Raw genomic sequence first — 24,402 nt, forward strand, 5'->3', positions numbered from 1 at the left:
TCCTTCAGTATGAAACAAGGAGGTTCGATGCAAAGAGCGGATGACGGGCTTGTCACTGTTGCAACAGGCTACGGGCTAGCAGAAACCGTAGTGACGGCGTCTTTCCTGCGGGCATATGGAGTGCCAACGCTTGCGCTGCCGAGCCACTTCGCCTCGATATTCTGGCATTACACTGTCGCTCTCGGTGGAATAGAAATTCGCGTAGCTGCACGACAAGTCGAGGAAGCGCAGATGTTATTGGATAGCATCGAGCAAAGCCACGACCTCGGAAGGACGGACGCCATCCATCCGTTCTGGCGGGGGATTGCCGCTCTCATGGTACTGTTCTTCTTTTCGGTGCCGCCGCCGGCAAAAGGCATCTTCCGAAACGCAACCCATTCCACTTACGGCCTACGGCCGAACCAAAATTCATAATTTCACATAACTGAGTCTGGCATTTTTAAATCGATTAGATTATTGATGCCCCAACCTTTGAAGATCGAGAGAATCGATATGAGCAGTCAGATCATTCCTGTTGAACCTTTTGATTGTGTCGTTTTCGGCGGCACGGGCGATCTTGCCGAGCGCAAGCTTCTGCCGGCCCTTTATCACCGGCAGGTCGAAGGCCAGTTCACGGAGCCGACCCGCATCATCGGCGCATCGCGTTCGGTTATGACCCATGAGGAATATCGCAAATTCGCGCAAGACGCGCTGAAGGAGCACCTGAAGACCGGCGAATATGACGACGCGCAGGTTGCCGTGTTCCTGAACAGGCTTTTTTATGTGCCTGTTGATGCCAAGGGCAACAATGGCTGGGATGTGCTGAAGAAGCTGCTGGACGAGGGCAAGGAGCGCGTGCGCGCCTTTTATCTGGCCGTAGCGCCGGGCATTTTCGGCGATATCGCCGACAAGATCCGTGAGCACAAGCTGATCACCCGTTCGACCCGCATCGTCGTGGAAAAGCCGATCGGCCGCGATCTCGCCTCCGCCCAGGAACTCAACGACACCATCGGCCACGTCTTCAAGGAAGAGCAGATCTTTCGTATCGACCACTATCTCGGCAAGGAGACGGTGCAGAACCTGATGGCGTTGCGTTTCGCCAATGCGCTTTACGAGCCGCTGTGGAATTCCGCCCATATCGACCACGTTCAGATCACGGTTGCCGAAGCGGTCGGTCTGGAAGGCCGCGCCGGGTATTATGACAAGGCCGGGGCGCTGCGCGACATGGTGCAGAACCATATCCTTCAGCTGCTTTGCCTCGTGGCCATGGAGCCACCCGCTTCGATGAAATCGGAAGCGGTGCGCGACGAAAAGCTGAAGGTTCTGCGTTCGCTGAAGCCGATCGATACCAGCAATGTCGAAAAGCTGACCGTTCGCGGCCAGTACCGCGCCGGTGCTTCCGCCGGTGGTCCGGTCAAAGGCTATCTGGAAGAGCTGGAAGGCGGCGTTTCCAACACCGAAACCTTCGTCGCCATCAAGGCTGAAATCGCCAACTGGCGCTGGGCGGGCGTTCCCTTCTACATCCGCACGGGAAAACGCCTCGCGACCCGCGTTTCGGAAATCGTCGTCACCTTCAAGCAGATCCCGCATTCGATCTTCGACGATGCGGCGGGCAAGATCGAGGCCAACAAGCTGGTCATTCGCCTGCAGCCGGATGAAGGCGTCAAGCAGTCGCTCCTCATCAAGGATCCCGGCCCGGGCGGCATGCGCCTGCGTCAGGTCTCGCTGGATATGAGCTTTGCGGAAGCCTTCAACGTGCGCAGCCCCGATGCTTATGAGCGGCTGTTGATGGATACCATCCGTTCCAACCAGACGCTGTTCATGCGCCGCGACGAGGTCGAGGCCGCCTGGGACTGGATCGATCCGATCCTCAAGAGCTGGGAAGAACTTGGCCAGGGCGTACAGGGTTACACGGCCGGCACCTGGGGTCCGAGCGGCTCGATCGCACTGATCGAGCGCGACGGCCGCACCTGGCACGATGCCGACTGAGGGCCGCGCGATGAGCGAAACCATTCACGTCTTCGACACTCCCTCAGCGCTGGCGACCGCGCTTGCCGCGGAGGTTGCCAAACGCCTTGATGCGGCAACCAAGGAACGGGGGACCGCGAGCATTGCGGTCTCCGGCGGGTCGACACCGAAGCTGTTTTTTCAGGCGCTTTCCAAACACGATCTCGACTGGCCCAATATCAGCGTGACGCTGGTGGACGAGCGTTTCGTGCCGCCCGAAAGCGACCGGTCGAACCATCGTCTCGTCGCCGAAAACCTTTTGCAGGACAAGGCGAAGGCGGCTTATTTCGTGCCGCTGTTCCAGCCGGCGGCCTCGCCGGAAGATGCCGCAACCCTTGCGACGGTCAAGACCGAAGCGATCTGCGATCCCTTCGATGTCGTCATTCTCGGCATGGGAACGGATGGCCACACGGCATCGTTCTTCCCCGGTGGAGACAATCTCTACGAAGCGCTCGATCTCGATGAACCGCGCGGCGTTCTGACCATGGCGGCGGAAAATGCCGGCGAGGAGCGGTTGACCTTCAACTTCTCCAGCCTGCACGATGCCGAGTTTCTGGTGCTGCATATCGAAGGTGCGGCCAAGAAGGCGACGCTGGAGAAAGCACAGTCCGGTGAGGATGAGGATGAAATGCCGATCCGTGCCGTGCTGAACCGGGCGGAAACGCCCGTGGATATATACTGGGCGCCATGAGCCAGTGCGGTTGCCGCCTCTGCGGCCCGCGACACGCGCCCCGAAGACATGAAGACTGAACCACGACAACCGGCCGCTCACCTCCCGGAACGCCGGTTGCCGACCAACGAACAGGATGAACGCCCATGTCCGCCGATTCCCGCATTCAGGCCATTACCGCCCGCATCGTCGAACGCTCCAAGCCCTACCGCGAGACCTATCTCGAGCGGCTGCGGCTGCAGGTTTCCAAAGGCGTTCACCGTTCCGTGCTTTCCTGCGGCAATCTTGCACATGGATTTGCCGTCTGTTCCCCCGCCGACAAGGACATCCTTGCCGGCGACCGGGTTCCCAATCTCGGCATCATCACCGCCTATAACGACATGCTGTCGGCTCACCAGCCCTATGAGACCTTCCCGGCGATCATCCGTGATGCGGCCAGGGAGGCCGGCGGCATAGCGCAGGTGGCAGGCGCGGTTCCCGCCATGTGCGATGGCGTGACCCAGGGGCAGCCCGGCATGGAGCTTTCGCTGTTTTCCCGCGATGCCATCGCCATGGCTGCCGGTATCGGTCTGTCGCACAACATGTTCGATGCGGCTCTCTATCTCGGCGTATGCGACAAGATCGTGCCCGGCCTCGTGATCGCGGCCCTCGCCTTCGGTCACCTGCCCGCGGTCTTCGTTCCCGCCGGCCCGATGACGTCAGGCCTGCCGAATGACGAGAAGTCGCGCATTCGGCAGCTCTATGCCGAAGGCAAGGTCGGTCGCGCCGAGCTGCTCGAAGCGGAATCCAAATCCTACCACGGCCCCGGCACCTGCACCTTCTACGGCACCGCCAATTCCAACCAGATGCTGATGGAAATCATGGGCTTCCACATGCCTGGTTCGTCCTTCATCAATCCCGGCACGCCACTGCGTGACGCGCTGACCCGCGAGGCCACCAAGCGAGCTCTCGCCATCACCGCGCAGGGCAATGAATTCACGCCCGCTGGCGAGATGATCGACGAGCGGTCGGTCGTCAACGGTGTCGTCGGCCTGCATGCGACGGGCGGCTCCACCAACCACACCATGCATCTGATCGCCATGGCGCGTGCCGCCGGCATCATCCTCACCTGGCAGGATATTTCCGATCTTTCGGACATCGTGCCGCTGCTCGCCCGCGTCTATCCCAACGGTCTTGCGGATGTGAACCATTTCCACGCCGCCGGCGGCATGGGCTTCCTTATCAAGCAGCTGCTGAAGCAGGGCTTCGTGCATGACGATGTTCGCACAGTCTTCGGACAGGGGCTTGCAGCCTACACCGTGGATGCCCTGCTGGACGAGAAGGGCGCCGTCACCCGCCAGCCCTCACCCGAACAGAGCCACGACCCGAAGGTTCTTTCCAGCATCGAAACCCCGTTCCAGCCAACGGGCGGCCTGAAGATGCTGACGGGCAATCTCGGCAAATCGGTCATCAAGATTTCCGCCGTCAAGCCGGAACGCCATATCATCGAAGCACCGGCGATCGTTTTCCACGACCAACAGGAACTTCAGGACGCCTTCAAGGACGGCAAGCTCAACCGCGATTTCATCGCCGTCGTCCGCTTCCAGGGACCGAAGGCCAACGGCATGCCGGAGCTGCACCGCCTGACGCCGCCGCTTGGCGTGCTGCAGGATCGCGGCTTCAAGGTGGCGCTGGTGACCGACGGGCGCATGTCCGGCGCCTCCGGCAAGGTGCCTGCCGCCATCCATGTCACGCCTGAGGCTTCCGATTGCGGCCCGATCTCGCTCATCCGCGACGGCGATATCATCCGTCTCGACGCCATTTCCGGCTCGCTCGAGGTGCTGGTTTCCGCCGCCGAGCTGGCAAAACGCGAACCGGCGCGGGCCGATCTTTCCGGTAATGAATGGGGCATGGGTCGCGAACTTTTCGCCCCTTTCCGCCGCAATGCCGGCCCGGCCGATCAGGGCGCCAGCGTGCTCTTCCATTGATTTTGTGGAGGCGAAGGCCGGATGCGGCTTTCGCCTTTCAACCCTGCTTTGCGGTGTCGCCGGGATACCGACAGAATCCGCTTTATTTCCCACATCCTAAACGTCAGACTTGTCATGCGGCTGTGACGATCGCCCTATAGGGCCTTCTCCAGCCGACCGTGGACGACGGCGCAGTTTCGGATGATGGGGCAATGACATGACGATTTTTTCAAGCAAACGCCGCGACGTGCTGAAGCTTATGGCAGGCACCGCCATGCTGCCGCTGCTGGTGGCGGCGACGCCCGTTATGGCGCAGGATGTAGCCCTTCGCGCCATCGTCATCTCCGACCTGCACTCGGCCTATGAGCGTATCGGCCAGCTTCTCGCGGCCATTGAAACGCGTATCGCCGCCGACAAGACGCCCCACATCATCCTGTTGAATGGCGATCTTTTCGAACTCGGCAACGCGGTAGCCACACGTTCGGCCGGCGAAATCGAATGGACCTTCCTTGCGACGCTCGCCAAGCTTGCCCCCACGGTCATCAATATCGGCAATCATGAACCCGATATCGACAATGATCTTGCCAATTTCGTCAGCCGCGCCCAGGCGCTCGGCATAACCGTGCTTTCCAACATCATCGACAAGCGCAGCGGCAAACTCTATGCGGCTGATAGCGCCGAGGTGAGCTTCGGGGAGCAGCGGGTCGTCGTGGCAGGCTTCGCCACCAATGCGATCAACACCTACCCGAAGGCCACGCGCGAAATGCTCGACATTCCGCAGCCCGTGGAATGGGCCAAGGCCAATCTTCCTGGCATCGTCAAACCCGGTGCGATCAACATTGTTCTCAGCCATGCCGGCGTCGTCGCAGACCGTGATATCCTGCCGCTGCTGCCGGATGGCACCCTGCTTGTCGGCGGCCATGACCATCTGAGCTTCGTGCATGAACAGGGCGCCACCCGCTATGTCCATACCGGCTCATGGTGCACCTCCATGACGGTGGCGACCATTGCGGCTCCCGGCAAGGCTGCGGCCATCGAGACGATCTCCATCGATCGCGGCGCTCCCGCATCCCCTGCCCTCAAGGCCCTGATCGAGCAGACGCTTGATAAACACCTGACTGCGGAAGAACGGGAAGTTGTCGGCAAATCGGCGAAGGCGATGACCGTCGACGAGGCGGGCCGCCATGTGGCGCAGCTTATCGCCGCCAAAACTGGCGCGGATGTCGGCTTCGTCGGCCACACCTCCTTCGGTGCGGGCCTGCCCGAGGGCGAGATTCGCCGTTACGATTTCAACGCCTCGCTGCGTTTCGACGGCAAGCTGATGGTGACGGAAGTGGACGGCGAGGCGCTAGCGCAAATCCTCAAGCGATGCAACCAGGATGGCGACATTCCGCTCACAGCGCGCACTGGCGACTATCTCTACGCCATGCCGGAAAAGCCGGAGAAGAAAGGGCGCTACAAGCTGGTCTGCAACGACTGGTCCGCGACCAACCAGAAATCCTATTTCGGCCGCGGCGACCTGACCTTCACCGAGGTGCCGGATGTGAAACTGAAGCAGACGGTTCTGGGCGGGCTTTCTTAAGCTCACAGGCATCGAAGGCAGAGACAGTCGGCAAGAGCCTGCAAATTCTTAATTCATGCCGCGTTTTCGGGATCGATGTGTGAATCAGTCTTGCGGGAAGAGGAAGGATTCGTGATCCTATGCACCGTTCAGAATGTGCAGAATTTCAACCCGTGTTCCGGTAACACGATAAAAACAAGGTAGTTTTCATAGGGACGGCGACGAACACCGGTTTGCTCGTAACGGGCCACCAGCGGATAAGCACGAGGCATCTCCGCCAGCCTTGAACATCGGTCCAGCAATTCGACAACGAATGTTTCTGCGCGTCGCGGATTATCAGCCGCAATAAAATCACCGATGCGGTCAAGGTCTGCCTTGGCCTCGTCGGTGAGAACGACGATCACAGCCCGCTTTCTTCCGCAATTTTTCGGTACTTCGCGCTAAGTTGCGATGCAACGTCCTTGATTGGCGTCACGCGTCCCGCATCTGCGTCTGCAAGTCCGCGCGCAATTGCCAGATCAAGAGCGGCGAGTTTCTTCTCACGCTCTTCCACCAGCCGAACACCCTCCCGCAACACCTCGCTGCGAGAATTATAACGCCCCGACTTCACAAGGTCTGAAACATAAGTTTCCAGATGACGACCGAGATTTGCACTGCTTGCCATAGCCATATCCTTTCCACCACCTATATCATCCCGTGATAATAGTTAGCAACGGCTGGATATGACACGGGGTGATGCGGAGGGTCGAAACAGCCGGTTAAACCATTTTCGCCGATCCGCAGATGGTCTCAGAACGACCTGATATCGAGCTTGCGTTCCCTGTGTGCGGGATGTGTGCTGAACACGAAAATGCGGTCCAGTTCCTTCTGTGTCAGCATGCGCAGGAAGCGGACGTGGATCGTGTTATTGGCGTTGACGCGCAACATCACGCAGCCGATCTTGGTGATGCGAGCGTCGGGAATATCGAGATAGAACTGGTTCGGCAGATTGTATTTCGTCAGCAGCGCCAGCACCGCTTCGGTCTGGGAGATGCGGATGACATCGCAGCGGCGCGCCGCCATGTGCATCACGGCCTTTTCGGTATATTCGATGCGTGCCGCATTCATGGTATCTTCCATGCGGAACCGGTTTTCGCGGTCATACATGAAGGATTCTTCCTTGCTCAGGTAATGGTTCCTGATGACACCCGTACCGCTCTGCACGCCCAGACTCCCATGCTCGATCAATGGATCGAGACTAGGTCATAGTCTTTAACAATTCATATCAGCGCAGTCTTAAACAGACCGAGAGCGGGACATTTCCGTTATTTTTCCACAACCGTAAAAAGCTCCGCAAAACACCCCGGAACGAGGACGTTCCGGGGTGTTTTGGGGGTCGACTGCAATCAGACGCGGTAGGTCTTGCCCTCGGCATTAAAGAGGTGAAGCTTTTCCTGCGGCGCGGCGAAACGCAGGGTTTGCCCCTTGGCGACCGAGACAATGCCCGGTGCCTTGACGATGATGGGCTCCTGGCCCTTCGGCGCTTCGAGATACAGAAGCGTCACCTCACCCAGAGCCTCGACAATCGACACTTTCCCTTCGAAAAGATAATCATCACCGGTGACGATGCTCAGATCTTCCGGCCGCACACCGAAGCTTGCGGCCTTGCCCTGTTCGGATGCGGGGGTTGGAACATTGACGGCAAGCGTCTTGCCGCCGGCCAGCTCGATCGACGTCCGCTCGCCGGTCCCGACGATCTTCCCTTCGATGATGTTCATGGCCGGCGAGCCGATGAATTTCGCCACGAAGAGATTGGCCGGGTTCTCGTAAAGTTCGAGCGGCGCCCCGACCTGCTCCACGCGGCCGGCATTCAGAACCACGATACGGTCAGCCAGCGTCATCGCCTCCACCTGGTCATGGGTGACGTAGATCATCGTCGTATCGGCCATCTGCTCGTTGAGCTTGGCGATTTCAATGCGCGTGGCGACACGCAGCGCCGCATCGAGATTCGAGAGCGGCTCATCGAACAGGAAGACTTTCGGATTGCGGCAGATGGCGCGGCCGATGGCGACACGCTGTCTCTGGCCACCGGAGAGTGCCTTTGGCAGACGCTCCAGATATTGCGTCAGCTGCAGGATTTCGGCGGCGGCGCGAACGCGGCGGTCGATTTCCTGCTTGTTTTCCTTGGCGATCTTCATGCCGAAGGCCATGTTGTCGTAAACTGTCATATGCGGATAGAGCGCATAGGACTGGAACACCATGGCGATGCCGCGACGCGAGGGCGGGATTTCGTTGACGAGCTGGCCGTCGATGAACATCTCGCCGCCGGTGATTTCCTCCAGCCCGGCGATCATGCGCAGCAGCGTCGATTTTCCGCAGCCGGACGGACCGACGAAAACGATGAATTCGCCCTGTTCGATCGAAAGATCGATGCCGTGCAGGACTTTCACCTGCCCGTATGATTTGCGGATATCCTTGAGAACGAGACTTGTCATGGGTGTTCCTCCCTCATCTGTCAGGCGTAACGGGCGAAGAATGCGCCCCATGCCGGAAGTTCTACGCTTCTGCCTTCAAGACCGCTTGCAAAACCGTGGCCTTCAAGAACCTCCCAGTTCCCTTCCGGCAGCGTGGCCTTTGCCGGCGTTGCGGCGAGATTGAAGAGGCATAGCACGGTTTCGTTGCCGAGCGTGCGGGTGTAGCTCAGCACTTCGCCCTCAACCGGCTGGAATTCGATACCGCCCTTGGCAAAAGCGGGGTGTTTTTTGCGGAAAGCCAGAAAACGGCGATAGTGCTCAAGCACTGATGCTTCATTGCCCTGCTGGGCACTGACGGCGCGCTGCTTATGCTCGGCCGGAATGGGCAGCCAGGTCCTGTCGGCGGTCGAGAAACCGGCCTGCGCATGACCGGCATCCCATACCATCGGCGTGCGGCAACCGTCGCGGCCCTTGAATTCCGGCCAGAACTGGATGCCATAGGGATCCTGCAAATCCTCGAAAGCGATATCGGCTTCGGTGAGGCCGAGTTCTTCGCCCTCATAGATGCAGACGGAACCGCGCTGCGTCATCAGCAGCGCCGAAAGCACCTTGGCAAAGGCGTCCTTATCTTCGACATGCTCGCCCCAACGGCTGACATGGCGCACGACATCGTGGTTGGAGAAGGCCCAGCAAGCCCAGCCTTCCGGCGCGGCTCTCGCAAAATCCGCCTGCACATCGGCGACGCGCTGCGGGGTGAGCGCGTCCGGTGCGAGGAATTCGAAGGCGTAGCACATCTGCATCTTGTCATCGCCCGACGTATATTCGCCGACGATTTCGAGACCGCGCTGGCTATCGCCGACTTCACCCACGGCGGCGATGTCAGGGAATTCGTCCAGCACCGCGCGGAAGCGCTTCAGGAACGCGATATTTTCCGGGCGGTTCTTATCGTAGAGGTGTTCCTGGAAGTTATAGGGATTAACGGCAGGTGCCGTGGAGGCGTTGCGGCGTTCCGGCGCCAGCGCCGGGTTGTCGCGCAGCTCAAGGTCGTGGAAATAGAAATTGATGGTATCGAGGCGAAAACCGTCGACGCCGCGCTTCAGCCAGAAACGGGTGATATCAAGCAGCTCTTCCTGCACCTCCGGATTATGCAGGTTGAGGTCCGGCTGCGAGGTCAGGAAGTTGTGCATGTAATATTGCATGCGGGTCGGGTCCCACTGCCAGCCCGAACCGCCGAAAATCGACAGCCAGTTATTGGGCGGCGTGCCATCCGGTTTGGCGTCAGACCAGACGTACCAGTCCGCTTTCGGATTGTTGCGGCTGGCGCGGCTTTCCACGAACCACGGATGCTGGTCGGACGTGTGCGACAGAACGAGATCGATCATGACGCGGATGCCCAGACGGTGGGCTTCGGCAATCAACCCGTCGAAATCGGCAAGCGTGCCGAACATCGGGTCGACATCGACATAATTCGAGACGTCGTATCCGAAATCCTTCATCGGCGAGGTGAAGAAGGGCGAAATCCAGATCGCATCGGCACCCAGATTGGCGATATGCGCCAGCCGGTCGGTGATGCCCTTGAGATCGCCGATGCCGTCGCCATTGGAGTCCTGATAGGAGCGCGGGTAGATCTGATAGATAACGGCGCCGCGCCACCAATCCTTGTTGGGCGTCAAAGCGGAAGTCACCGAAGCGGTCATGGAAGTGTCCTGTGAGGTATGGGCGTTCATGGATTGATCAGCCTCCCTTGACGGAGCCTGCCAGCAGGCCACGCACGAGATAACGTTGAAGAGCAAAGAAAACGCCAAGCGGCACGATGATGGTAACAAAGGCCGAGGCGGTAAGGATTTCCCAGTTGCCGCCACGCGAGCCGAGCAGCGCGTTGAGCGCACCCGTCAGCACGAGTTCGTTCTTCTGCGTGCCAAGGAAGACCATGGCGACGAGCAGGTCGTTCCAGGTCCACAGGAACTGGAATATGGCGAAGGAGGCGAGCGCCGGGAAGGACAGCGGCAGGATGATCTTGACGAAGATTTCGAAATCGCTCGCGCCATCCACACGGGCGCTTTCGATGATCTCCTTCGGCAGGCCGGAAATATAGTTGCGCAGCAGATAGATGGCGAGCGGCAGGCCAAAGGCGGTATGCGCCAGCCAGATGCCGGCATAGGTCTTGGACGGCACGCCGAAGATGGTGCCGATTTCGTTATAGAGCCGCAAAAGCGGGATGAGCGACATCTGCAACGGCACGACGATGAGGCCCACCACCATGGCAATCAAGAGATTGCGGCCGGAAAAGCTCATCCATGACAGCGCATAGGCGGCAAAGGCGGCAATCAGGATCGGGATGACGGTTGCCGGCACCGCCACGGTCAGCGAATTGACGAAGGATTGACCGATGCCTTCCGAGGTCAGGACCGTGCGATAATTATCGAGCGTGAAGACCGGCGGCGTGGCGACGGAAATATAGACGCGCTTGCCTCGAGAGCCCTCGAAGCTTGAGGCCTTGCTGTATTCGTAGCTGCCGTCCGAATTGACGAGAAGTGTCTCGCCATCACCGATATCGGCAGCCTCCCCGGCTTTGAAGGCTGTGGGTTCCTGCACACGGACGCCGAAGGCGGCGACCTTGCCGCCCTGACCGTTTTCAAAGACGTTGCCGGAGATCACGTAGCGGCTGCCGTCCTGCTTCTGCACGGAAGCATCGGCGAGACGAACTGCCGAGGTCTGTTCGGAACTGGAGAAGGCCGTCCACCAGCCGGATACGGTAATCTGGTCCTTGTCGCGCAGCGAGCTGACAAGAATGCCGAGCGTGGGCAGAAGCCAGAGAAGCACAACGACCAGAACACTGGCATGGACGATGAGTCGCGGCAGACCGACGCGGCGAAGACGTTTGACGATATTCATCTCAGCGGCCCTCCATCTCGCGGTTCGCCTGGCGGATGTTCCAGACCATGATCGGGGTGACGGCCGCCATGATGATGAGCGCGATGACGGCACTTCGGCCGCTGTCTCCGCCGCCGCGGAACATCCAGTCGAACATGAGATTGGCGAGAACCATCGTGTTCCATTGGCCATTGGTCATGGTCAGCACGATATCGAAGACCTTGAGCACGAGAATGGTGATCGTCGTCCAGACGACGGCGATGGTGCCCCAGATCTGCGGAACCATGATCTTCCAGAAAATCTGCCAGCCATTGGCGCCATCAATGACCGCCGCCTCGATGGTTTCTTCCGGAATGCCGCGCAGGGCTGCGGACAGGATGACCATGGCGAAACCGGTCTGAATCCAGATGAGGATCACCATCAGGAAGAAATTGTTCCAGAAGGGCATGGAAATCCACACTTCCGGGCTGCCGCCGAAAAATTCGACGACGGCGTTGAGCAGGCCGATCTGCACCTGCCCCTCGGCGCGGTATTCGTAGATGAATTTCCAGATGACGGACGCGCCGACGAAGGAGATCGCCATCGGCATGAAAACGATGGATTTGGCGATGTTGCCCCACCAGATGCGGTCGGTCATGACAGCGATGACGAGGCCGAAGAAGGTGCAGGCGGCCGGTACGACAGCGAGCCAGAGGATATTGTTGAAGATCGACTGGCGGAAACCGGCATCGAAAATCGCCCAGCGATAATTGGCAAGCCCAACGAATTCGCTGCCGGTCCGATCATAAAAGGACAGGATCAGCGTGGCGATGACAGGGTACACCAGATAGACCAGCAGAAGGATCAACGCGGGGCCAATGAACAGCCAGGGCCGGACGGCGGCGCGGCGATTGAGATTGCGGGATGCGTGAATGACGTCTCCCGAGCGGACGGGAAAGATCGCCTGCAGCGCCTTGTCGGATAGCCAATAATAGGCAGCGCAAGCAAAAACGCCCGCCACCATGACGCCGATGGCTGACACGAGTTGTTGAGCCATGTTCCCTCCCTTGATCCTCTCCGCGCCGCGCTGATTTATGCGGTCGTCGGGGCCGTTCCGTTGGTTAAGGCCCGGCAGCAAACCGCCGGGCCTGATCCGATTTTACTTCAGGCCGTCCCAGGCCTTCTGGATATCGGCGGCGACCTGGTCGGCGGACTTGCCGCCGACGAAATCGATCATGCCGGTCCAGAACGCGCCGGCGCCGATTTTGCCGGGCATCAGGTCGGAACCATCGAAGCCGAAGCTGGTCGCAGTCGTGAGGATTTCGCCCTGCCGCTTCATCTGCTCATTGGCATAGGCATCGACATTCACACCCTTATAGGGCGTCAGGAAGCTCGACTGAGCCATCCAGACCTCGTGGGCGATCGGCGTTTGCAGGAATTCAACGAATGCCTTGGCGGCAGGCGCTTCCTTGGTGATGGTGACGAGCGTGCCGGCGCCGAGAACCGGCTTGCCGAGTTCAGGCTTGGACGCGTAAGTCGGCATGTAGAAGAAATCCGCATCCGTGCCGACCTTGGTGCCCTCAGGGAAGAAGGACGGAATGAACGACGCCTGATGGTGCAGGTAGCACTTCGGCGGAATGTCGAAGAGGCCCTTGGGGCTGTCACGGAAGTCGGTGGAGGCCACGGCCGCGACGCCGCCGCTGACGTATTTTTCGTTCTTGGCGAATTTGCCGAATTCGTTGATCGCCTCGACCACGGCCGGATCGGTGAACTTGACCTCGTTGGTCGTCCATTTCTGGTAAACGTCGAGCGGCTGCGTGCGCAGCATCAGGTCTTCCACCCAGTCGGTCGCCGGCCAGCCGGTAGCGCCGCCGGAGCCGAGGCCGATGCACCAGGGCGTGCCGCCATCGGCAACGATCTGGTCCGTCAGCTTGAACAGGTCTTCCATGGTCTCGGGCACTTTATAGCCCGCTTCCTCGAAGTTCTCAGGCACATACCAGACGAGCGACTTCACATCCGCCTTGAAGGGGAAAGCGAAATAGGCCTTGTTGCCGTCCTTGCCCTTGTAGCTGCCGAGATCGACCCAGGACTGGCCAGCGCCGTAATTTTCCTTGACCCAATTGGCGGTCTCGTCGCCGAGCGGCACGAGAAAGCCCTTGGCCGCCAGATCGGCCAGAAGACCGGGCTGCGGCAGGATGGCGATATTGGGCGGCGAACCCGCCTGCGTATCGATGACGATCTGCTGCTCGTAGTTTTCCGACGAGGAATAACGGACATTCACGCCGGTCGCATCGGCGAAATAGGCAAGCACCGACTGGAACAGGGCCTCGTCTTCACCACGCCACGGACCGAAAATCGTCAGCGTCTGACCTTTCAGGTCGGCATGGGCCGCCTTGAAGTCCTCGTAGCTTTTCCAGTTGAACTTGGCGTCGCCGCCGGGTGCAAATTTAAGGTCGGCGGCAAAGGCCGCACCGGACAGCAAAGCCATGACGGCAGCTGTCGCCAAAAGAGTCTTCTGCATGTGATTTACCTCCCATCACATAAAAGGCTCAAAGCGTCCTCTCCAATCAAAGCGCTTTGGCTGCCTATTCATCTCATTGTCATTAAGACAGAGTCAAGAGGCTCTTTGTTCGGAAACGTTGCAGCGCCTTATAAATAGTCATATTTAATTCGGAAGGCGGCTATCCTTTTCGATTGAGAAATGCAGTGGAGGCTGGTAAAAATCTAAAGCGCTTTGGGAATTGAGGAGAGGCTTTGCCGTATTCTTAGGCGCGCGCATGGAGGAAATTATAGACATGAACCTGAAACAGTTGTCGCAACTGCTGGGCATTTCGCAGACGACCATCAGCAGGGCGCTCAACGGCTATCCGGAGGTCAGCGCCGAAACGCGCCGCCGCGTCATGGAAGCTGCCGAAAAGACGGGATATCGCCCGAATGCGGCAGCGCAACGGCTGGCGACGGGCAAGGTCGGCTCCATCGGACTTGTCATGCCGATTGGCGAACACCACCGTTCCGACGTGCATTTCGGCGAATTCCTGAGCGGCCTCGGTGAAGAGGCGTCGCGCAGCGGCTTTCATCTCGTGATCATGCCCACCGAGCCGGAAAAGGAGCGCGAAGCTCTGCGGGGGCTCGCCACAAACGGCAGCGTCGATGGCATCTATCTCGCCTATATGAAGAAGAACGACCCGCGCATCGCCATGTTGCAGTCGCTCTCCCTGCCCTTCCTCGTCCATGGCCGCTCCGTCGGCGTGGAGGAGGACTATCCCTATCTCGACGTGGACAATGAGGGCGCGTTTCGCGATGCGACCCAGCTTCTCCTCCAGCTTGGCCACACGCGGATCGGGCTGCTGAACGGCCCGGAGGGTTATGATTTCACCTATCGGCGCTGTCTCGGGGTGGAAAAGGCGCTTTCGACACATGGCCTGACATTGCATGCGAACAACAAGAGACACAGCAGCATGACCGATGAGGAAGGTTATCTCGGCATGGAAGCGTTGCTGTCACGGCCGGAACAGCCGACCGCCATTCTCTGTGCCAGTACCGCGCTTGCGCTCGGCGCGATCCGTTCTCTCAACCAGCGCGGCCTGAAACCCGGCAAGGATATTTCGCTGATCGCCCATGACGACGTGCTGCCGCTTTTGAAGCCGGATAATTTCTCCGTGCCGCTGACCACCACCCGTTCGTCGCTCCGGGCGGCGGGGGTGCGGGTGGGCCAGCGCCTGATCAACCGGATCAAGCTCAACCAGACCGAACCGCATCAGGAACTCTGGAAGGCGGAACTGGTGGTGCGTGCCTCGACGGGGCCGGCTCCGAAAGCGTAGCCGGCCGTTTCCAACCGCTTAGAATTTCGGCGCGGTCAGGCCCAGCGCGCGATGGGCGGCGATGACGGTGTTGGCCATCAGCATGGCGATGGTCATCGGGCCGACGCCGCCGGGAACAGGCGTGATGGCGGCAGCAACCGCGCTCACCTCGTCATAAGCGACATCGCCCACCAGCTTCGACTTGCCTTCGCCCTTTTCCGGCGCGGGGATGCGGTTGATGCCGACATCGATGACGGTCGCACCCGATTTTACCCAGTCACCCTTCACCATTGCGGCGCGACCGACCGCCGCGACGAGAATATCCGCCGTCTTGCCGATGCCGGCCAGATCCTTGGTGCGGGAATGCGCCATGGTCACCGTGGCATTGGCATTCAGCAGAAGCTGGCCCATGGGCTTGCCGAACAGGTTGGAGCGGCCGATGACGACGGCGTTGAGGCCGGAAAGGTCGTCGCCGTGAATGCCGCGTACCAGCAGCATGGCACCGGCGGGCGTGCAGGAAATGAGGCCGGTGGCGAGATCGCCGGTCGCGAGCTTGCCGGCGTTGAGCACGCTCAGACCATCGACATCCTTTTCGGGTAGGATCGACTGGATGATCTCGTCAGAATTGAAGTGTTTCGGCAGCGGCAGCTGCACCAGAATACCGTGAATGGAGGCATCGGCGTTCAGTTCGCCGACAAGCTTCAGGAGATCAGCTTGCGTGGTTTCTTCCGGCAGCGTGTGCTGGATGGAGTTGAAACCGCATTGCTTGGCCATCTTGCTCTTGGAGTTCACGTAAGCATGGCTGGCCGGATCATTTCCGACAATGACAACCGCGAGACCAGGCTTTACGCCCTTTTCCACCTCAAGCGCTTCTGCCGATTTGCGGACCGCCTCCGTTACCGAAGCCGCCTTCGCCTTCCCGTCAATCACAACTGCCATGCGTCCTGCTCCTGCTGGGTTACGTCGGCTCCGTATGGTGCCCCCGCCACAGGAATGCAAGCTAAAATGCGGCGTTTTCAGGCTGTTTTGCGGTAGTCTTCGCGGCGATCGGCGTAATCGGTAAGACACTCCCTCAGGAACGCCAGTTCGCGTCGCAATTCCATCAGTTCCTCTGCTTCGGCCTGGGCATGATCGACGTGCCCGGCAAGGGCGTCAGCCAGAAGCGGCGGAAGTCCGTAAGGGGCCGGATCAGCACTCCTGACCGTGCGGTTGCCCATCAGCACCTGCCGCACGCGCTCGTCCAGCGGCATGTCGTCGTCGTCATTGACGGCCTCGCCGTAATAATCGGCAAAGCCGTCTTCCTCCGGCTCGATGTTGTCCCCTGCGGCAAGATTCTGCAGATCCTCGAACACAGCCGGTTCGATCGGTTCGAATTCGGAAATCTGCAGAGACTCAATCGACGGCTCGACGGAGGATGGATGTTCCGCGCCCTCTTCGATGAGCAATGCGCCCTCCTCTTCGTCGTCGTGACGACGATAGCTCAGGAGATAGAGACTGCCCAGCAGGCCGATCAATGCACCGCCGCCCGCCAACATGGCGGCCTGCGGCAGGTCGCGGGTCAACTCGCCCGGTGCGGCCTTCTTGGTCAAACGGGTTTCGAGCGCGGGCGTGGCGGATGAGGAGAGGTCGCGGCGTTCGCTTGCCTCCAGATAGGCATTTCGCGCCGTGTCCAGTTCCCCCTGCAATCTGGAAAACTCGCCGGGGGCGACACCCAGCTCATTGAGGCGGTCGAGATACTTCTTTTGCTCGCCATTTGCGGCCGCGATCTCCTGAGAGATGCGCTTTTCATCCGCCCGCAGGCCTTCCAGCAATTGCCGCAAGGCGGGGGCGGCAAGCGCCTGTGCGGCATCCACCGCATTCTGGGCGGCGATGCGGCGGGGATGTTTCGGGCCGTAATCGACCGAAACCGCAGCAAGCGCCATGCTGGCGGTCGAATACTTCTGCCTGACATCCTCAAGTACCGAAAAACCCGTACCGCCCGGCAAAGGCTTCGCAAATACATCATTCGGCTTCAGGGCCGAAGCCGCTGTCAGATCGGCCTGGATGGACAGTTGCTGCCGGGTGCTACGCGCCAGACTGTCGTTTACGTCGCGCAGCTGCTGCTCGAGTTGCTGCGCCTCGGCCATCACCGCGTCACCGTGGCGCATCTGGAAACCGTTCAGCGCCGCTTCCGCCTCATCGAGCCTTGCCCGCGCCCTTTCCGTCTCGCGCATGGCGGGCGTCATAGTGCCGGCCTTGCCATCCGCGATGACGCGCATCGAAAGATAATCGGTCAGTCGCATGGCGGCGTCCGGCGTCGCGGCCTTGCCGGTCACGATCAGCGTGTTTTCATCCGGGGTAAGTTCCAGCCGGATCGCTTCTCCCACCGCGCCGTTCAGCGCCTCACGCTCAGACAGCGGACGCGCATCCGCGCCGGTCAGAAGGTCGAAAAGCAGGCCAAGCTCGCCCTGATTGCGAACGCCGATCATATCGGCCGACTCCAGCTTAAGATCGGCGGTTATACGGTCGAGCCCGGAGGGTGAAAGCAGCGTACGACGCGCCATCGCCAGAAAGCGGACGGCATCCGGGGCATCGTAAGCGGTCTGGATAACCTCGATCCGGGCTTGCGAAACATAACCGCGAAAGCCCGAATCGACGAGCAGAAGCGGAAGGGCAGCACCGACAACGGCGGCGGCGGCGATGCAACCGGACGTCATGAGCCGACGGCAATGTCTGCGCCATTGCGATACGGGCGTAGCGACATCATCCTCGTCAAGGCGGATCGCCATCATGTCCGGATTGTCATCAACCATCTGAAGCCGTCTGCCGCCCTCGGCGCCGCCCGCCACGGGCGACTGTTAAAACCTTACGAGAGGTTAAAGGATCGTGGCAAACAAATGGTTAACGCAACGCCTGCGAGAACGGCCTCAGCTCTTGCCGAGCGCAATGTGCCAGGGTTCGGCGCAAAGGCTGTAGAGCCAGCTCATGTGAAGCTTGCGGAAAATTTCCGGCATGCCGGCCACTTCCGAAGACAGGACCTTGAACAGTTGCCCAACCGCAATCGTGACCCGCGCATTCTCGCTGCTGACGGTGCGGTGCAGCCATGTTTCCTGGTTTTCCTTCAACATTCCCGCGAGCAGAACATCCACCTTAACAGCCGAAGCATCGCGGTTCAGCATGACGAAATCGTGCCAGGGCGCATGCGCCCGCAACCTGGCGAGAACCTCGCCGATCTGCGCCGAATCATCTCCCGCCACACCGATACGCTTCGGCACGGCCATATAGGTCAGAAGCGCCATGGTGAAGGCGACGCCGTCGATGGGTGCAGACAAAGGCTCGCCATTCTCGTTGCGCGCAGCGGCCCTCATTGCCTTTCCCTGCGGCAAGAGCAGACAGCTCTCAAGAATCTGCCGGTAGGCGTTGTCCCTAAGCGAAAGCTTCACCTTTTCGATGGTGAGAAAGGACAGCATCGTATGCCCCTCACAGGCAGACGCCCTGCCGCTGATCAATTCCAGCGCCCCATTCCAATCGAGATCACAGACGCGCAGTCCGTGGATATTCCGTTGCGATCCCGACCGCGCGAGACCTGACGCGAAACTCATTGCCAACCCCCAAATGCCAAAGCCGTCGCCACCGATCCGACGCATGGCCTGCGGGATGGTGGTTCATGGGTTTGTTATACAGGTGCTGGTTGAATTTAGCCTGAAAGCAATCTCTCGAATGCCTGGGGATGCGGCAAGAGACAATTAACCAGAAGGATGCCCCACATCCCCTATCTGGCCGACGCCCCTCGCCCCCCGGTCGTCAGTGGCTTGGCGTCGCTTCTTTGCCGGCTTCGGCCTTCTCGCCCTCGACGAGCTTGACCGAACGGGGCGTGCCATTGCCGTCCTGCTCGCGGATATCGGCTTTCGACAGATAATCCAGCTGTTCGATCAGCACATCCTCGACCACCTCGTCATCGAGCCTTTTGTTCAGCCCCTCGCGGATGCGCTGCTTGAAGGCTTCGGGATCGAAGGTGGAAATATTGGCGATATTGACCATGGAAGAACCCGCAAGTAGCGTGAACAGTTCGTCCGTCATCAACTGCGTTGCCGGCAGCTCGATCTTCGCCATCTTGGTCTTGTCGACGCGCAGCGAAATACGGCTGAGGAAATAGCCGTTCACCCCGCCGTCATTGATGACGGGGATCGTGATGCTTTCGCCCTTGACCAGTTGCAGATTGGCCTTTTTTGCCCCCGCCTCACCCGGTGCGGGCGCCGTCGCCAACTGGACGGAGAAATACACCGCGCCGAGCGTGACGGCGCAAACCCAGACGCCGGTGACAAGAAGCTTCAACATCAGGAGGCTGCGCCGTACATGAACTGTTCCTGCGAATAGGTGCCGTCCGTATCGGCTTCCTGGAGCGCGTTCTTGAGCAAATCCGCAACGGCGCGAACCGCATTCAGATGCGCCTCGACGCGGCTGGCATTGGTGGCGAGCTTGGACTTGATGCCCCTGACCTGTTCCATGTAACCGGCGGCGATTTCCTCGCGCGGCGTATCGCGAAACAGCATCGTCAGCTCATAGAGGCAACGGCTCTTGTGGGCGTTGGATACCTTGAAGTCGAACTTGGGGTCTTTACCGATATTGTCGTTCTCATTGTCGATGATCATCTCAAGGCGGCCGAGAACGGATTGGATACGGTGGTCGTTCGACATAAGGTCCATGCTTGTCTCCTCGTTAGGGTTTTTCATTCTCAAGCCTCGTCCGTTTTCTCATTGGAAACGCCGAGGACCTGCCGCTCGAACTCCGCCACCATCCGAATTGCAGCATTATGGTCTTTTTCATTCATCGATACGTCGGTAATGCCTTTGCTTTCGGCTTTCCGCAACGCATCCTTGTAAGCCTGCTCCGCAATGCCGACGCCGCCATTCCTGGAGATCGTGTCAGCAAACTGTTCGGCCATCATGCTTTTCCAGATCTCGCCGGCATTGCCCTTGCCGTAAACTTCCTCGCTGTCTTTCGGCAGCATGTTGGCCACGAAGGTCTGGAGTACCGAGGCTTCATATTTGCGGTAGGTTTCCGGGATTTCGGTGCGGGCCGCGCGAATATTGGTGTCGCCGAGGCCAGCCTTCGAGGAAGCGCCATCCAGCATATCGACCGCGGCACCGAAACCCTTGCCGGCATCGGCAAGGCTGGTTGCGGCAAAAGCCGCCTTGTTCGCCTTGAGTTTTTTCTGCGCGACCTGAACTTCCTGGGGGTCCGCAGCGCGAACCACATCCATCACCAGATCGCTTATCACCGATATCGCCACGTCCAGATCTCCCGAGCTGACGAATGCTCGGCGCAAAAGCCGGCGCATTCGCTCAATCAAGAAACATCGCCGGAAACGTCCTCAAGAACGCCCGCGATGCAACAATGGGACAGATTATGGATCGCCAACCTTGCTGGAGGCTGGTGTCTGGGAAACATTCGTAATTTCTAACAAATCATAGATTGCATTATCGTCGGCCTCGCGCTGCTCAAGATCGCGCGCGAGGTGCATCCTGTCCTCCAGCCGGTCTGCCTTGGTCTTTTCCTTCAGAACTTTGTTTTCCTGAAATTGCTGAACGCCCTCAAGCTGGCGGTCCTGGACGACGAGACGGCCGTAGCGGTCCGAATAGTGCCGGGAGAATGTCTGATGCACCGGCTCCATGGAACTCATGGCCTCCAGCACGCTCTCCATGGATTGCGCCACTTCGGTACGGGCGCGGGTGGTGTCGGCCAGTTCCACCTCGGCCATTTTTTCCATGTGCCGCTGAACCGTTACCAGACGTTTGAGTTTTTCCGAGCGTTTGTCCGAAGCCATAATGTCTTCTCCCGATCAAAAGCCGATAAAGACGGGGCCGAAACCATCCACGAACTGACGGATAAGGGCTGCGACCGACAGGTAAAGCATGAAAATACCCCCCGCGAGCACGAAGGGCGTCGATATAAAGAAGACCGGAATCTGCGGCGCGAGCTTGTTGATGAGGCCGACCGCGACGTTAAACATCAAGCCATAGATCACGAAGGGGCTGGCAAGGCGCAGCATGATGGAAAAGGAAGCCCTGAGCGTGTCGGTCAGCGTAATCAGCATTTTCTGGCCGCTGATCAGCGCGCCGACCGGTGTGGCGGTATAGGAATCCACCAGCGCCTTGAGGACGATATGGTGGAAATCGAATATGAACAGAACCAGCAGGCCGCCGAAAGTGATGAAATTGGATATCTGGTTTTCCTGCACGTCTTCAATGACATCGGCGCCACCCGGCGCACTGAGGCCAATGGAAGCGCCGATGACCGCGCCGGTAAACTGGAAGCCGAGCGTGTAGAACCGCGCGATCAGGCCATACATCGAACCGATGACGACCTCGGTGAAGATGAGGCCGACGACCGTGCCCTGGCTTGCGCCGGAAACTTTCGGATAGATCGTGTCCCATAGCACAGGCAGGAGCGCCATGGACACAGCAACGCACAGAAGCATGCGAATCTGCGGCGAAATGCGCGAGCTTGAAAAGCCCGGCATGGTCATGAAGCATGCGCCGATACGGCAGATGGCAAGGAACAATGCAATGATTGTCCCCTGCGGGTCGGTTATCATGAAATGGCGCCCAGAATCTTGATCTCGAGACCCTTGGCCAGTTCCACATGCGAAAGAACCGGCAGGGTCGCAAAGAGTCGCTCGATAATCATGCGCACATAGGACCGCGTTTCCGGCGAGGTTACAAGGACAAAGGGCAGGCCGCGATCCATGAATTCACGGATAACTTTCGACGCCTGCTCGGAAAACTCCTCGAGATGGCGGGGATCGATATCGAATTCGACAATTTCGCCCTTCTGGTCGCGCTTGAGCGCCTGATGGAAGACCATGTCCCATTTGTTGCCGAGGCGCAGGACGCGCAGCACGCCATTGTCGGCCAGATCGCCGCAGAGCTGCTGCGACATGCGCACCCGAACATGTTCGACGATCTGTTCCGTCTTGCGCACATGCGGCGCGAGTTCTGCAACCGCTTCGAGAATGAGATGCAGGTTGCGTATCGACACGCGTTCGGCGAGCAGCAGCTTCAGAACCGCCTGCAGGCCGGAATAGGACATGTGTGACGAGCAAATCTCGTCGGCCAGCTTTTTGTACTCGGGATCGAGCCTGTCGATGAGGATTTTGACATCCTTGTAAGACAGAAGCTGCGGCAGGTTGTTGCGGATGACCTCGCTCAGATGCGTCAGCACCACGGAGACGTTATCGATCGGATGGAAGCCTTCGCGCTTGAGATCTTCGGTGAAGGTTTCGAGGATCGAGACCGCAGGCATGCCGAAAGCGGGTTCGCGGATTTCGTCGCCGGGAATGCTCGGCTTGCGCCCTGCCCCAGTCACCACGAGGACATCCCCCACACGCAGGTTGCTGGAGGCGATCGTCGTGCCATGGACGCGGATCTGGTAAGCTTTTTCCTGGATCATGATGTCGTCGGAGACCTTGATCTCCGGCACGACGAAACCATACTGGCTCGCGAATTTCTTGCGCATCTTGCCGACACGGAAAGCCAGTTCCTGATGCGCGCCAAGAAGGCGGGTGGAAACCTGCTTGCCAAGCGCGAGCTCGATCTCGGCGGTCTTCAGTACCTGCTTGACGGAATCCTTCTCCGCCTCGGTGTTCTGGAGAACCTTGTTCTCCTCTTCCTGCCGACGAAGGGCGCTTTCGGCTTCGGCCTGGCGTGGAATATACCAGCTGCCAAAAGCCATGATGCCGCCGAGGAAGATGAAGGGCAGGAACGGCAGGCCTGGAATGATGGCCAGCAGGCCCATCAGCATGGCTGAAACCATCAACGCACGCGGATAGCCGCTCAGCTGATTGACAACGGCCTGGTCCGTCGAGCCGGCGGTGCCGCCGCGCGAGACCAGAAGGCCGGCGGCGAGCGATACGATCAGGGCCGGAATCTGCGAGACAATACCGTCGCCGACCGAAAGTTTGACGAAGACGTCGGCCGCTTCGCCGATGGGCATGCCGTGGCGGAAATAACCGATGATGATACCGCCGAAGATATTGATCGCGGTGACGATGAGGCCGGCGATGGCGTCGCCACGAACGAACTTGGAGGCGCCGTCCATCGAGCCGAAGAAGGAGCTTTCTTCTTCCAGTTCGCGGCGGCGGCGCTGGGCTTCCTTTTCATCGATGATGCCGGCGGAGAGATCCGCGTCGATCGACATCTGCTTGCCGGGGATGGCGTCGAGGGTGAAGCGCGCGCCGACTTCCGCGATACGCGTCGCACCCTTGGTAATGACGATGAAGTTGACCGTGATCAGGATCATGAAAACGATCAGACCGATCACGAAATCGCCGGACATGACGAGACTGGAGAAACCCGCAATGACGCCGCCGGCCGCCGTCGGCCCCTCGCTGCCGTGCGAGAGAATGACGCGCGTTGTCGCGATGTTCAGCGACAGGCGAATCATGGTCGCTATCAGCAGCACGGTCGGGAAAGACGAGAAGTCCAGGGGCCGCTGGATCCAGAGCGCCACCATGAGGATAAGGACCGAGAGCGCGATCGAAAAGGCAAGGCCAATATCGACCAGCATGACCGGAATGGGCAGGAAGAGGACGCAGAGGATCGCCACAATGCCGAGGGCGAAGCCGATATCACGCGCGCTCGGACTGACCTTCGGTAAGGAAATGACTGGTGGTTGCGCCATGATTTCGTCCTGTCTCTTCATGAGAAGGGCGACGGAAAAGCCGCCGCACGGTTCCGAAGCACCGGTTTTCGAAAAGCGCACACAATCCGGACCGATGCTTCGCCCCTATCCCTAGCCGCTGAAGCTTGCGCGAGGGTGGCATCGGGATCGAACGGAGGTCAGAAGCCGGACTGGATGCGGGAAAAGACGAGATTGGAAAAGAGCGATATCTGCGCGCCCACAAAGGGGGCGGCGACGCCGAGAACGATCATGATCGTTACGATTTTGGGAACGAAGGTCAGCGTCATTTCCTGAACCTGGGTCAGGGCCTGAATGAAGGCGATGACGACACCGACGATCATGGCGGCGAGAACCGCCGGACCGGCCGCGACGAGAACGGTCCAGACTGCCGCCTGCATGATATCAAGCGCATCGGCCTCGTTCATCGTCGCATCCTTGTTTCATAAAGGCGGCGTCATACCGCCTCTTCAAT

Annotated in this window: 24 protein-coding genes; 6 read left to right on the forward strand and 18 right to left on the reverse strand. The window is 59.5% G+C overall.

The window, feature by feature from the left end; genetic code table 11:
- The first annotated feature begins 27 nt into the window (after positions 1-27).
- The 5 genes from O9X91_RS01070 to O9X91_RS01090 all read left to right on the forward strand — a co-directional run bounded on the left by O9X91_RS01070 (position 28) and on the right by O9X91_RS01090 (position 6,184).
- Positions 28-414 (forward strand): hypothetical protein, encoded by a 387-nt coding sequence (locus tag O9X91_RS01070; protein WP_142912773.1) that lies wholly within the window; start codon positions 28-30, stop codon positions 412-414.
- Positions 415-492: 78 nt separating this feature from the next.
- Entirely contained in the window at positions 493-1,968 is a 1,476-nt protein-coding gene (gene zwf, locus O9X91_RS01075) for a glucose-6-phosphate dehydrogenase (RefSeq protein WP_269833350.1), read from the forward strand.
- A 10-nt stretch (positions 1,969-1,978) separates the two neighbouring features.
- Positions 1,979-2,677: a 6-phosphogluconolactonase gene (gene pgl / locus O9X91_RS01080; protein ID WP_142912772.1), complete on the forward strand. Its 699-nt coding sequence runs from the start codon at positions 1,979-1,981 to the stop codon at positions 2,675-2,677.
- A gap of 125 nt (positions 2,678-2,802) precedes the next feature.
- Entirely contained in the window at positions 2,803-4,623 is a 1,821-nt protein-coding gene (gene edd / locus O9X91_RS01085; protein WP_077983378.1) for a phosphogluconate dehydratase, read from the forward strand.
- A 196-nt stretch (positions 4,624-4,819) separates the two neighbouring features.
- Positions 4,820-6,184 (forward strand): metallophosphoesterase, encoded by a 1,365-nt coding sequence (locus O9X91_RS01090; RefSeq protein ID WP_142912771.1) that lies wholly within the window; start codon positions 4,820-4,822, stop codon positions 6,182-6,184.
- A 128-nt stretch (positions 6,185-6,312) separates the two neighbouring features.
- Here the strand turns inward: O9X91_RS01090 and O9X91_RS01095 are convergent, their stop codons facing one another.
- The 8 genes from O9X91_RS01095 to O9X91_RS01130 form a co-directional block, all read right to left on the reverse strand.
- Positions 6,313-6,567 (reverse strand): type II toxin-antitoxin system RelE/ParE family toxin, encoded by a 255-nt coding sequence (locus O9X91_RS01095; protein WP_373692759.1) that lies wholly within the window; start codon positions 6,565-6,567, stop codon positions 6,313-6,315.
- A complete protein-coding gene (locus O9X91_RS01100; protein ID WP_142912770.1) occupies positions 6,564-6,827 on the reverse strand; it encodes a type II toxin-antitoxin system ParD family antitoxin in 264 nt (87 codons plus the stop codon). Before O9X91_RS01100 ends, O9X91_RS01095 begins: the two co-directional genes overlap by 4 nt.
- A gap of 125 nt (positions 6,828-6,952) precedes the next feature.
- A complete protein-coding gene (locus tag O9X91_RS01105; protein ID WP_162520486.1) occupies positions 6,953-7,309 on the reverse strand; it encodes a hypothetical protein in 357 nt (118 codons plus the stop codon).
- 239 nt (positions 7,310-7,548) lie between these two features.
- The gene (locus O9X91_RS01110; RefSeq protein WP_077983382.1) at positions 7,549-8,637 is read right to left on the reverse strand and encodes an ABC transporter ATP-binding protein; all 1,089 of its coding nucleotides are present in this window, start codon (positions 8,635-8,637) and stop codon (positions 7,549-7,551) included.
- Between the two features lie 20 nt (positions 8,638-8,657).
- The gene (gene bglA / locus O9X91_RS01115; RefSeq protein ID WP_269833351.1) at positions 8,658-10,313 is read right to left on the reverse strand and encodes a beta-galactosidase BglA; all 1,656 of its coding nucleotides are present in this window, start codon (positions 10,311-10,313) and stop codon (positions 8,658-8,660) included.
- Between the two features lie 37 nt (positions 10,314-10,350).
- Entirely contained in the window at positions 10,351-11,511 is a 1,161-nt protein-coding gene (locus O9X91_RS01120; RefSeq protein WP_142912768.1) for a carbohydrate ABC transporter permease, read from the reverse strand.
- A 1-nt stretch (position 11,512) separates the two neighbouring features.
- A complete protein-coding gene (locus O9X91_RS01125) occupies positions 11,513-12,526 on the reverse strand; it encodes a carbohydrate ABC transporter permease (RefSeq protein WP_077983385.1) in 1,014 nt (337 codons plus the stop codon).
- Positions 12,527-12,628: 102 nt separating this feature from the next.
- Entirely contained in the window at positions 12,629-13,990 is a 1,362-nt protein-coding gene (locus tag O9X91_RS01130; RefSeq protein WP_269823335.1) for an ABC transporter substrate-binding protein, read from the reverse strand.
- Positions 13,991-14,264: 274 nt separating this feature from the next.
- On the opposite strand from O9X91_RS01130, the gene O9X91_RS01135 reads away from it, so the two are divergent.
- The gene (locus O9X91_RS01135) at positions 14,265-15,290 is read left to right on the forward strand and encodes a LacI family DNA-binding transcriptional regulator (protein WP_269833352.1); all 1,026 of its coding nucleotides are present in this window, start codon (positions 14,265-14,267) and stop codon (positions 15,288-15,290) included.
- A gap of 18 nt (positions 15,291-15,308) precedes the next feature.
- On the opposite strand, the gene O9X91_RS01140 is transcribed toward O9X91_RS01135, so the two are convergent.
- The 10 genes from O9X91_RS01140 to fliQ all read right to left on the reverse strand — a co-directional run bounded on the left by O9X91_RS01140 (position 15,309) and on the right by fliQ (position 24,355).
- Positions 15,309-16,208, reverse strand: a complete 900-nt coding sequence (locus O9X91_RS01140) for a bifunctional methylenetetrahydrofolate dehydrogenase/methenyltetrahydrofolate cyclohydrolase (RefSeq protein ID WP_269833353.1) — start codon at positions 16,206-16,208, stop codon at positions 15,309-15,311.
- Positions 16,209-16,285: 77 nt separating this feature from the next.
- Positions 16,286-18,061, reverse strand: coding sequence for a GumC domain-containing protein (locus O9X91_RS01145; protein WP_269833354.1), 1,776 nt, complete (start codon positions 18,059-18,061; stop codon positions 16,286-16,288).
- A gap of 114 nt (positions 18,062-18,175) precedes the next feature.
- Positions 18,176-18,850 carry a WecB/TagA/CpsF family glycosyltransferase gene (locus O9X91_RS01150; protein ID WP_137409772.1) on the reverse strand — a complete coding sequence of 225 codons (675 nt, stop codon included), beginning with the start codon at positions 18,848-18,850 and terminating at the stop codon, positions 18,176-18,178.
- 202 nt (positions 18,851-19,052) lie between these two features.
- Positions 19,053-19,586, reverse strand: a complete 534-nt coding sequence (locus tag O9X91_RS01155; RefSeq protein WP_269833355.1) for a flagellar basal body-associated FliL family protein — start codon at positions 19,584-19,586, stop codon at positions 19,053-19,055.
- Complete coding sequence (locus O9X91_RS01160; protein WP_077983432.1) at positions 19,586-19,954, reverse strand: hypothetical protein; 369 nt, start codon at positions 19,952-19,954, stop codon at positions 19,586-19,588. Before O9X91_RS01160 ends, O9X91_RS01155 begins: the two co-directional genes overlap by 1 nt.
- A 29-nt stretch (positions 19,955-19,983) precedes the next feature.
- A complete protein-coding gene (locus tag O9X91_RS01165) occupies positions 19,984-20,541 on the reverse strand; it encodes a rod-binding protein (protein WP_269833356.1) in 558 nt (185 codons plus the stop codon).
- 114 nt (positions 20,542-20,655) lie between these two features.
- Positions 20,656-21,075 carry a hypothetical protein gene (locus O9X91_RS01170; RefSeq protein WP_142912763.1) on the reverse strand — a complete coding sequence of 140 codons (420 nt, stop codon included), beginning with the start codon at positions 21,073-21,075 and terminating at the stop codon, positions 20,656-20,658.
- A 15-nt stretch (positions 21,076-21,090) separates the two neighbouring features.
- Entirely contained in the window at positions 21,091-21,846 is a 756-nt protein-coding gene (gene fliR, locus O9X91_RS01175; protein ID WP_077983391.1) for a flagellar biosynthetic protein FliR, read from the reverse strand.
- Positions 21,843-23,930, reverse strand: coding sequence for a flagellar biosynthesis protein FlhA (flhA, locus tag O9X91_RS01180; RefSeq protein WP_137409769.1), 2,088 nt, complete (start codon positions 23,928-23,930; stop codon positions 21,843-21,845). The genes fliR and flhA overlap by 4 nt, the downstream gene beginning before the upstream one ends.
- 158 nt (positions 23,931-24,088) lie before the next feature.
- Complete coding sequence (gene fliQ / locus O9X91_RS01185; RefSeq protein ID WP_077983392.1) at positions 24,089-24,355, reverse strand: flagellar biosynthesis protein FliQ; 267 nt, start codon at positions 24,353-24,355, stop codon at positions 24,089-24,091.
- Between the last annotated feature and the right edge of the window lie 47 nt (positions 24,356-24,402).

It is taken from the genome of Agrobacterium salinitolerans (assembly GCF_027498475.1).
In the GTDB taxonomy this organism is placed as follows: domain Bacteria; phylum Pseudomonadota; class Alphaproteobacteria; order Rhizobiales; family Rhizobiaceae; genus Agrobacterium; species Agrobacterium salinitolerans.

What these genes read in the sequence shown, in the direction of transcription:
- O9X91_RS01070 (WP_142912773.1), top strand. Translation starts at nt 28, where the DNA reads ATGCAAAGAGCGGATGACGGGCTTGTCACTGTTGCAACAGGCTACGGG.
- zwf (WP_269833350.1), top strand. Translation starts at nt 493, where the DNA reads ATGAGCAGTCAGATCATTCCTGTTGAACCTTTTGATTGTGTCGTTTTC.
- pgl (WP_142912772.1), top strand. Translation starts at nt 1,979, where the DNA reads ATGAGCGAAACCATTCACGTCTTCGACACTCCCTCAGCGCTGGCGACC.
- edd (WP_077983378.1), top strand. Translation starts at nt 2,803, where the DNA reads ATGTCCGCCGATTCCCGCATTCAGGCCATTACCGCCCGCATCGTCGAA.
- O9X91_RS01090 (WP_142912771.1), top strand. Translation starts at nt 4,820, where the DNA reads ATGACGATTTTTTCAAGCAAACGCCGCGACGTGCTGAAGCTTATGGCA.
- O9X91_RS01100 (WP_142912770.1), bottom strand. Translation starts at nt 6,827, where the DNA reads ATGGCAAGCAGTGCAAATCTCGGTCGTCATCTGGAAACTTATGTTTCA.
- O9X91_RS01105 (WP_162520486.1), bottom strand. Translation starts at nt 7,309, where the DNA reads ATGTATGACCGCGAAAACCGGTTCCGCATGGAAGATACCATGAATGCG.
- O9X91_RS01110 (WP_077983382.1), bottom strand. Translation starts at nt 8,637, where the DNA reads ATGACAAGTCTCGTTCTCAAGGATATCCGCAAATCATACGGGCAGGTG.
- bglA (WP_269833351.1), bottom strand. Translation starts at nt 10,313, where the DNA reads ATGACCGCTTCGGTGACTTCCGCTTTGACGCCCAACAAGGATTGGTGG.
- O9X91_RS01120 (WP_142912768.1), bottom strand. Translation starts at nt 11,511, where the DNA reads ATGAATATCGTCAAACGTCTTCGCCGCGTCGGTCTGCCGCGACTCATC.
- O9X91_RS01125 (WP_077983385.1), bottom strand. Translation starts at nt 12,526, where the DNA reads ATGGCTCAACAACTCGTGTCAGCCATCGGCGTCATGGTGGCGGGCGTT.
- O9X91_RS01130 (WP_269823335.1), bottom strand. Translation starts at nt 13,990, where the DNA reads ATGCAGAAGACTCTTTTGGCGACAGCTGCCGTCATGGCTTTGCTGTCC.
- O9X91_RS01135 (WP_269833352.1), top strand. Translation starts at nt 14,265, where the DNA reads ATGAACCTGAAACAGTTGTCGCAACTGCTGGGCATTTCGCAGACGACC.
- O9X91_RS01140 (WP_269833353.1), bottom strand. Translation starts at nt 16,208, where the DNA reads ATGGCAGTTGTGATTGACGGGAAGGCGAAGGCGGCTTCGGTAACGGAG.
- O9X91_RS01145 (WP_269833354.1), bottom strand. Translation starts at nt 18,061, where the DNA reads ATGGTTGATGACAATCCGGACATGATGGCGATCCGCCTTGACGAGGAT.
- O9X91_RS01150 (WP_137409772.1), bottom strand. Translation starts at nt 18,850, where the DNA reads ATGAGTTTCGCGTCAGGTCTCGCGCGGTCGGGATCGCAACGGAATATC.
- O9X91_RS01155 (WP_269833355.1), bottom strand. Translation starts at nt 19,586, where the DNA reads ATGTTGAAGCTTCTTGTCACCGGCGTCTGGGTTTGCGCCGTCACGCTC.
- O9X91_RS01160 (WP_077983432.1), bottom strand. Translation starts at nt 19,954, where the DNA reads ATGGACCTTATGTCGAACGACCACCGTATCCAATCCGTTCTCGGCCGC.
- O9X91_RS01170 (WP_142912763.1), bottom strand. Translation starts at nt 21,075, where the DNA reads ATGGCTTCGGACAAACGCTCGGAAAAACTCAAACGTCTGGTAACGGTT.
- fliR (WP_077983391.1), bottom strand. Translation starts at nt 21,846, where the DNA reads ATGATAACCGACCCGCAGGGGACAATCATTGCATTGTTCCTTGCCATC.
- flhA (WP_137409769.1), bottom strand. Translation starts at nt 23,930, where the DNA reads ATGGCGCAACCACCAGTCATTTCCTTACCGAAGGTCAGTCCGAGCGCG.
- fliQ (WP_077983392.1), bottom strand. Translation starts at nt 24,355, where the DNA reads ATGAACGAGGCCGATGCGCTTGATATCATGCAGGCGGCAGTCTGGACC.